A 1631-nucleotide genomic window follows, 5' to 3' on the forward strand; every position below is an offset into this window, starting at 1 on the left:
CCCATCTTATTCACGGGGGCGGTCGAGACTGGGCGGCGGGTATCGCCTAAACTTTTGATTGGGTTTACGAATTGGGTGTCAAAGCCATCCGTTTCTCCGATCACGCCGAGCCACACCCGCCATGTCCGACGATACGAGCCAGCCGTTCCTGTTTCCAGCCATCCGACACAAGAAAATCACGGCTGATTTTGATGGTGGCCGGATCACCTCGGATGGTGGTGTCCTGTTGCTGGCTGCCGCCGAGCGGCGGATCGGCATGGCCGATCGCCTCGCCCGGCTCATAGCCGATCCACGCAATCCGCGACGGGTGGCACACGGCGTGGCCGATATTCTGCGCGCCCGTATGCTGGCCATTGCCTGCGGCTACGAGGACGCCGACGACCTCGATCACCTGCGGTGCGATCCGGGTTTCAAGCTCGCCTGCGGACGACTGCCCGATACGGGTCGGGATCTGTGCTCGCAACCCACGATCTCGCGTTGGGAGAACGCCCCGACTTTGCGCGAGGTCATTCGCCTGACCTATGCCCTGGTCGATACATGGTGCGACAGCTACGCCCGGCCACCCGCCGCGGTGACGCTCGACATCGACGATACGGTCGATGTGGTGCACGGTCATCAGCAACTCGCCCTGTTCAACGCGCATCATGACGAGCGGTGCTTTATGCCGATCCATGTTTACGATGCCGCCACGTCGAGGCCGGTTGCCATTATCATCCGCCCGGGCAAGACCCCGTCCGGACAGGAAATTCGCGGTCACCTGCGTCGTCTGATCCGCCGTATCCGCAGCCACTGGCCCAACACCCGGCTGACCATTCGTGGGGATGGTCATTACGGACGTCCCGAAGTCATGGCCTGGTGCGAGGCGCATGACGTCGATTATATCTTCGGCCTGCCGGGCAACAGCGTGCTGCACCGGCTTCTCGAACCCTCGGCCGATGACATCCGCGTCCGGCGTGCCGAGACGCGGGCGCAATCCCTGCGCGGCTATGCCGAAATCCGTTATGGCGCGAAATCCTGGAAGCAACAGCGGCGCGTGGCCGCCCGGATCGAAGCCACGACGCTGGGGCTCGACATACGCTGCGTGGTCACCAGCCTGCGAGGCGGCAACGCCGAATGGCTCTACGGTGCCCTCTACTGTGCCCGTGGACAGGCCGAAAACCTGATCAAGCGTCACAAGGGCCAACTGGCATCCGACCGCACAAGCTGTCGATCGCCACTGGCCAACCAGGTCCGCCTGGTGCTGCACACTGCCGCATACTGGCTGATGCTCACCCTGCGGGACGCCATCCCAGCCCCACAGCCGCTCGCCTCGGCCGAGTTCACCACGTTACGAAATCGTCTTCTGAAAATCGCCGGGCGTATCCTGGAAACCGCGACCCGTGTCCGTATCGCGTTTGCCGCAGCCTGTCCCGAAGCGGCGCTGTTCCGCAGTCTCGCCATCTCTATGCAGGCTGCCGGCCCGTGACAGACGGGGCTATCGCCCCCGAACGTGCCCCGTCCTCGCAACCCCAGCCGCAGCCATCCACCGTTTCAAAATGACACCGCCTCAACCCGGTGCGATCCCGCGCGCCCAAACCATAGAAACGGAAAAATCCACGCAAAATACTCAATGCCGTGAATAAGATGGGCTA

The 1631-nt window shown here is 63.0% G+C and carries 1 protein-coding gene; it reads left to right on the plus strand.

All coding sequences use genetic code 11. The annotated features are described in order from the left end of the window. Positions 1-121: 121 nt before the first annotated feature. Complete coding sequence (locus CFR71_RS15700) at positions 122-1465, plus strand: IS1380 family transposase (RefSeq protein ID WP_110532239.1); 1344 nt, start codon at positions 122-124, stop codon at positions 1463-1465. The last annotated feature ends 166 nt before the right edge of the window (positions 1466-1631 follow it).

Origin of the sequence: Novacetimonas pomaceti (assembly GCF_003207955.1) — a bacterium.
Taxonomy (GTDB): Bacteria; Pseudomonadota; Alphaproteobacteria; order Acetobacterales; family Acetobacteraceae; genus Novacetimonas; species Novacetimonas pomaceti.